The organism is Streptomyces sp. CBMA123 (assembly GCF_014596465.1).
Classification (GTDB): Bacteria; Actinomycetota; Actinomycetes; order Streptomycetales; family Streptomycetaceae; genus Kitasatospora.
The window spans coordinates 1-6,878 of record NZ_MECK01000276.1; the positions used below are offsets into that span (position 1 = coordinate 1).

Here is a 6,878-nt window from a genome sequence, read left to right on the forward strand (position 1 = left end):
AGGCCGGGGATGTCAACATATCTGGCGTTGACTTTTGGCACGCTGTTGAGTTCTCAAGGAACGGACACTTCCTTCGAGCCGCCTTCCAGCGGGCCCTCCGGGCGCTTCGTTCTTTCGTGTTCCCAGCTTATCAGATGTTTTCCGCTCCGTTTCCGGGGCTTCGTTCATCCAACTCGCCGGTGTCTTCCGGGGCTTGACGCCCTGTCCGACGTTTCAAACTCTAGCCGAACCCCGCTCCGAAAAGCGAATCCAGCTGCAATCCGATAAAAGGCGCACGCCGAATAAGCACCGAGCCGCCACGCGAAAAGCGAAACGACCGGCACGAACCGGAAGTGGTGTTTCAAGGGATTGGCCGCTCCGGGACCGTCCGCGCCAATGCGTGTCCGGTGCTCCCTGTCGAGCGACTAGGAAACACTACCCCTCTCCGGCGCCTGGGGCAAACCGGTCCCGGGGACGGTCCGGGTGCAGATCGCACGGCCCTGCTTCACGTACTCGCCGTTGGGGTGATCGTTGCCAGTGACCCAGCGCAGCGCGGTGGCCTCGTCCCGGCCGCCATCGCGGTGGCGGCGGAGCAGGCGGTGCTCGCGGACGGTGTCGTCGGTGTCGACGTACCAGAGTTCGCGCAGCAGTCGGCGGGCGTCCGGCCAGGGGGCGTCCGCGGCGGCGAGGTAGTTGCCCTCGGTGATGACCAGGCGGGTGTGCGGGCGGACGACGTGGCGGGCGGCGACCGGTTCGTCCAGGGTGCGGTCGAAGTCGGGGACGTAGATGTCCTGGAAGCGGTCGGCGGCGACCCGGCGCAGCAGGGCGACGTAGCCGTGGGCGTCGAAGGTGGCCGGGGCGCCCTTGCGGTGGGTCAGTCCGAGGCGGTCGAGCTGGGCGGCCGAGAGGTGGAAGCCGTCGAGCGGGAGGTACGCGGCCGTGCCGGGGCCTTCGACGCGTTCGACCGCGGCGACGAGGTGGCGGGCGAGGGTGGACTTGCCGGCTCCGGGCGGGCCGACAAGTCCGAGGATCGTACGGGCGTTGCTGCCCGGGCCGCGGAGGAGTCCGAGGGCAAGGGCGGTGAGGCGGTCCTCGTTCATGGCCGCACCCTACTCACTGGCCCGGGCCCGACGGCGGGCCCAGGCTCGGACTCGGACTCGGACACTCACGCACTCAGGCTCAGGCGCGGACGGGAGCGGGGACCGAAACGGGGACGAGGGCGGGCTGATCCAAGGTGAGGGTGCCGGCGTCCGCGTCGAGCACGGCGGGGACGCCGAGCGGGACGGTGAGGGTGGACGGGCAGTGGCCGAAGCCCAGTTCCCAGAGCACGGGCACGCCGAGCCCGCCGAGGCGGTCGAGCATCACGTCACGGACCCGCTCGGGCCGTCCGCAGCCCTCCCAGGAGCCGAGGGCTATGCCGGCCACGCCGTCGAGGGCGCCGGAGCGCAGGAACTGGGTGAGCAGGCGGTCGAGCTGGTACGGGTGCTCGTTCACGTCCTCGAGGACCAGGATGCTGCCCCTGTAGGAGGGGCGGGCGGCGGGGGTGCCGCGCTCGGCGGCGAGGACGTGGACGCATCCTCCGGCGGTGACGCCGTGGGCGCGGCCGGGGACGAGCGCGCCGGCGGTGGGCGAGGTGAGGACGGTGGTGGCGGCGGGGTCGAAGAGGGTCCGGCGCAGGTGTTCTGCGGTGGGTCCGTCCTCGATGAAGGAGGAGGCGGCGGCCATCGGCCCGTAGAGGGTGGCGAGTCCGAGGCGCTGGGCGAAGGCCTCGTGCAGGGAGCTGACGTCGCTGAAGCCGATGAAGGGCTTGGGCCGGGCGGCGCGCATCGCGGTCCAGTCGAGCAGGTCGACGATCCGGTGGACGCCGTAGCCGCCGCGGGCGCAGATGACGGCGTCGACGGTGGGGTCGAGCCAGGCGTCCTGGATGTCGGCGGCGCGGTCGACGTCGGGGCCGGCCAGGTAGCCGAGGGCGGGGTGGGTGTCGAGCACGTGCGGGGCGACGGTGACGCGCAGGCCCCAGGAGCGGAGGAGCGCGCAGCCGGCGGTGAGCCGCTGGGGGTCGATCGGGCCGCTGGGGGCGACGACGGCGATGTGGTCGCCGGGGCGCAGCTGCGGCGGGCGGGTCAGTCCCTGGCCGGGCGTGGTGGGGTGCTGGTCCATGGACCGGGCCTTTCGGGGAAGGGGCGGGGCTGTGGGCGGCCTCGGGGTGTGGTCGAGGCCGCCCGGTGACGATATGCCCGCCGGTCGACCGGCCGATGTCCGTGGACGGGCGGACCGCGGTGGGTCCGTGCGGGTTGAGGGCCCTTCAGATCGCGCCCATCACCTCCCGCACCTCGGCGAGGGTGGCGTCGGCGATGGCGTTGGCGCGTTCGGCGCCGGCGCGAAGGACCTGCCGCAGGTGGCCGCGGTCGGCGGCGAGGTCGGCGCGGCGGGCGCGCAGCGGACGGAAGTGCTCGTTGACCGACTCGATGACGGTGCGCTTGAGGGCAGCCGCGCCACCGTCGCCGATCTCCTCGGCGATCTCCTCCGGGAGGCGGTCCTGACAGAGCGCGGCGAGCAGGACGAGGCCGGAGACCTCGGGGCGGGCGGTCGGGTCGTAGGTGATGCGGCGGTCGGCGTCGGTCTTCGCGCCGCGGATGATCCGGGCGGTCTCGTCCTCGTCGGCGCCGAGGGCGACGGCGTTGCCGCGGCTCTTGCTCATCTTGCCGCCGTCGGTGCCGAGCAGCATCGGGGCGTCGGAGAGCAGCGCCCGGGGGCGGGGGAAGACGGCGCTGCCGTCGGCGTGCAGGTAGCGCTCGTTGAAGCGGCGGGCGACGGTGCGGGCGACTTCGAGGTGGGGCAGCTGGTCCAGGCCGACCGGGACGAGGTCGGCCTTGCAGAACAGGATGTCGGCGGCCTGGTGCACGGGATAGGTGAACATCAGTCCGTTGACGGCGGCCTGGCTGGAATGGGCGATCTCGTCCTTGACGGTGGGGTTGCGGCTCAGTTCGGCGACGCTCACCAGGCTGAGGAAGGGCAGCAGCAGCTGGTTGAGGGCGGGGACGGCGCTGTGGGCGAAGATCGTGGCCCGGTCGGGGTCGAGGCCGGCGGCGAGGTAGTCGAGGACGAGGTTCTCGGTGTGCTCGGCGAGCCGGTCGGCGATGTCGCGGTCGGTGATGACCTGGTAGTCGGCGACCAGGACGAACATCTCGACGCCCTGGTCCTGGAGACGGACCCGGTTGCGCAGGGTGCCGAAGTAGTGGCCGAGGTGGAGCGGGCCGGTGGGGCGGTCGCCGGTGAGGACGCGGTGGGCGCCCGGGTCGGCGATCAGGTCGGCGGCCGTCAGGACGGGGCTGGTCGACTCTGAGGCGTTCAGGCCGGGGGCGTCCAGGTCGGACGTGGTCAGCTCGGAGGTGCTGGCGGTCATCGGGTTTCTCCCTCGGTACGGCGGTGGTGGCGGCCGTCCGGGGCGCGGGGCCCGTCCCGTGGGGAAACGCGACAGGGCCGTCCATCCCGGACGGCCCTGGTCAGGCGAGTGTGGTGGCCGTCCTAGGACGGCCACCAGCACAGGCCCACGAAGCGCTTCATGGCTCCCACGATAGCGTCAGTCCTCCACCACCAGGGCGGGGGTGTCCTTGCGCAGCGTCTCGCCGCGGAAGAACTCGGGGCGGACCAGGCCGTACCAGGTCATCAGGCCGGCGCCGAGCAGCAGGATGCCGACGCCGATCACGAACACCGAGCCGATGCCGAACAGCGCGCCGCTGCCGTAGTCGGGGGACCACGCGTCGGTGAGGGTCTGCAGGAAGACGGCGCTGAGCAGAAGGCCGCCGAGCAGTGGGGCGGCGCCCTTGAGCAGCAGGTCGCGGAGGCTGCCGCGGAGCGAGCGGCGGAAGTACCAGGCGCAGGAGAACGCGGTGAGGGCGTAGTAGAAGCAGATCATCAGACCGAGCGCCAGGATGGTGTCCTGGACGACGTTCTCGCTGATCAGGCTCATGCCGACGTAGAACACGGCGGTGGCCGCACCGGCCGCGACGGTGGCGTAGCCCGGGGTGCGGAAGCGCGGGTGGACGGCGCCGAAGTGCGGCGGCACGGCGCGGTAGGCGCTCATCGCGAGCAGGGTGCGGGCCACCGGGATGAAGGTGGTCTGCAGGCTCGCGGCGGCGCTGGCGACGACGGCCAGGAACAGCAGGATGCTCCACGGCGAGCCCAGCACCGGGCGGGCGAGCGCGGCGAAGACGTTGTCGGCGGTCTCCGGGTTGCCGAGGCCGTTGCCGGTGCTGCCGACGCCCGCGAACATCTGGGCCGCGATCGCGACCAGCAGGTACGAGCCGACCAGGGTGACCATGGAGATCATCGCGGCCCGGCCCGGGGTCCTGGCGCTGCCGAGGGTCTCCTCGTTCATGGTGAGGCAGGTGTCCCAGCCCCAGTACATGAAGATCGACAGCGACAGTCCGGCGGTGAACGCGCTGAACGAGCCGACCTGGAGCGGGTTGAGCCAGGAGAAGGAGAAGCCGATCGAGTCGGGCAGCCCGCCGGTGGCAGCCTTGCCGATCGCGATGGCCGAGAAGAGCAGCAGCACGGCCAGTTGGAGGCCGACCAGGCCGTACTGGAACCACTTGGTGGCCGTCATCCCGCGGTAACTCATCGCGGTGGCACCGGCGATGAGCAGAACCACGGTGAGCAGGTGGACGGCCTTGTTCTGGTCGAGTCCGGCGATCCAGTCGCTGCCGGTCATCTCACCGAGCATCAGGTAGAGGAAGTTCGTCGCGACCCCGGCCAGGTTGGAGAGCACGATGATGGTCGCGACGGTCAGCCCCCAGCCCGCCATCCAGCCGACCCGGGGGCCGAAGGCCTTGACCGTCCAGGTGAAGGACGTTCCGCAGTCCGGGAAGTCCTTGTTCAGCTCCTTGTACGCGAACGCGACGAGCAGCATCGGCAGGAAGCCGGCCAGGAACACGGCCGGCATCCGGACGCCGACCGCTGTGACCGTCGGCCCGAGCGTCGCGGTCAGGCAGTAGACCGGGGCGACCGTCGAGACGCCCAGCACCACGCTGCCCAGCAGGCCGACCGAGTTGCCCCGCAGGCCCTTGTCCCCCGCTCCCCCAGCCGTCCCCGATTCGGGGACGCCACCACTGGTGCCACTGACCGGGGCACCCTGCGGAGCGCCGGGCGCCATTGCCCGGCCGCTGCTTGTGTGCTCTGAGAGCTGCTGATCAAACACCAGCGCACTCTAAGGCGGATGCGGAAGGTTGAATAGACCAACTCTTGGTGATTTTATGCACTTACGATGACTTTTGACTCCCCGGCGAGCACCCCTGTACGAGAGGTACAGCAGGCAGCAAGATAGGTTTGCCTCACCTAACCTCGATCGCCCGGTCCCGACCCGTGAAGGAGCGTCGCGTGGCCCCCGACTCCGACGGCCCGACCCCCGCCCGCCGCACCCCCACCCGCCGCCGCTTCCTCACCGCCGGGGTGACCGGCGCCGCCGTGCTCGGCCTCGGCGGACTCCTCACCGCCTGCGGCAGCTCGGGCGGCACTGGAAGCAGCGGCGGCAGTGGCGGTACGAAGCCGGGCGGCGGCTCGCCCGACCAGAAGTCGGTCAAGCAGGGTGGCGACGACTACGCCACCGTCATCGAGAAGATGAAGGACTTCGGCACCGACGCCGCCCCCGGCGTCTACCCGCGCACCGTCAAGCACGCCATGGGCGAGACCGTCATCCCCGCCAAGCCCACCCGGGTCGTGGTGCTGGACACCGGCGAACTCGACAACGTCGTCTCGCTCGGCATCCAGCCGGTCGGCGTCGTCCACACCGACGGTTCCAAGTCGCTGCCCTCCTACCTCAAGGACAAGGCCGGCAACCCGGCCGCCGTCGGCACCATCAACAGCCTCAACCTGGAGGCGATCGCCGCACTCAAGCCCGACCTGATCCTCGGCAGTCAGCTGCGCGCCCAGGACCAGTACGCCCAGCTGTCGAAGATCGCGCCCACCGTCTTCTCGCTGCGCCCCGGCTACCCCTGGAAGCAGAACTTCCTGCTCAACGCCAGCCCGTTCGGCCTGCAGGCCGAGGCCAAGGCGCAGCTCGACGCCTACCAGGCGACCGCCACCGCGATCGGCACCGGACTCGGCGGCAAGCGGCCCACCATCACGCCGCTGCGCTTCATGCCGGGCCGCACCAGGCTCTACGCCGAGCTCTCCTTCATCGGCACCGTCCTCACCGACGTGCCGCTGCCGCAGCCCGCGATCGAGCAGGTCAGGGAACTCGCGGTGGAGGTCAGCCCGGAGCAGATCGACAAGGCCGACGCCGACTGGATCTTCTACGGCGTGTACGGCAGCCCCAGTTCGACCAACCAGGACGCGGTGCTCGGGGGCGCACTCTGGAAGACGCTCGGCGCGGTCAAGTCCGGTCAGGCCCGGCCGGTTTCGGACGAGACCTGGTTCCTCGGGCTCGGCGTCACGGCGGCCAACGCGGTACTCGCCGACCTCAAGGGCTTCGTCGCGCCCGGCAGTTGAGCCGATACGCCTGGTAGGGAGCGCCGCCGGTCCGCCGACGATCACTCCGTACTCGCGCGCACACGCCCGGGAATGACGCTTGGAGCTGATCGCGCGGTGCGGGAGGATCGTCGGGACCGTCCCCCGAAGGGCCCGCCGATGACCTCGCTCCACCCCAGCTCCACCGACCCCGCCCTGCCCGGCCCGCCCGGAGGCGGCGCCGGTACCCCGCCCCCGGCCGACGGGACGCCAGCCCCGCCGGGACGGCCCGGACCCCCCGCTCCGGCGGCGCCGATCTGCTCCATCGCCGCCGCGGCCGAAGGCGCCCCGGCCCGCCACGACTCGGTGCCGCAGCCGCGCACCCCGGAGGACGTCGAGGCACAGCTCCGCCACGCCGCTGGCGACGCGACGGCGGCCCGGCTCCGCGCGAC

Annotated in this window: 5 protein-coding genes and 1 pseudogene; 2 read left to right on the top strand and 4 right to left on the bottom strand. The window is 71.5% G+C overall.

The window, feature by feature from the left end; all coding sequences use genetic code 11:
• Positions 1–404 precede the first annotated feature (404 nt).
• The 4 genes from BG452_RS26860 to BG452_RS26875 form a co-directional block, all read right to left on the bottom strand.
• A complete protein-coding gene (locus BG452_RS26860) occupies positions 405–1,079 on the bottom strand; it encodes a nucleoside/nucleotide kinase family protein (RefSeq protein ID WP_188306936.1) in 675 nt (224 codons plus the stop codon).
• Between the two features lie 79 nt (positions 1,080–1,158).
• A complete protein-coding gene (locus BG452_RS26865) occupies positions 1,159–2,139 on the bottom strand; it encodes an LD-carboxypeptidase (protein ID WP_188306937.1) in 981 nt (326 codons plus the stop codon).
• 145 nt (positions 2,140–2,284) lie between these two features.
• Positions 2,285–3,385 carry a tryptophan--tRNA ligase gene (gene trpS / locus BG452_RS26870; RefSeq protein WP_188306938.1) on the bottom strand — a complete coding sequence of 367 codons (1,101 nt, stop codon included), beginning with the start codon at positions 3,383–3,385 and terminating at the stop codon, positions 2,285–2,287.
• Between the two features lie 177 nt (positions 3,386–3,562).
• A complete protein-coding gene (locus BG452_RS26875; protein WP_188306939.1) occupies positions 3,563–5,134 on the bottom strand; it encodes an APC family permease in 1,572 nt (523 codons plus the stop codon).
• A gap of 224 nt (positions 5,135–5,358) precedes the next feature.
• On the opposite strand from BG452_RS26875, the gene BG452_RS26880 reads away from it, so the two are divergent.
• The gene (locus BG452_RS26880) at positions 5,359–6,468 is read left to right on the top strand and encodes an iron-siderophore ABC transporter substrate-binding protein (protein ID WP_317621244.1); all 1,110 of its coding nucleotides are present in this window, start codon (positions 5,359–5,361) and stop codon (positions 6,466–6,468) included.
• A 138-nt stretch (positions 6,469–6,606) separates the two neighbouring features.
• Positions 6,607–6,878: pseudogene (locus tag BG452_RS26885) on the top strand (hypothetical protein); the annotation flags it as partial.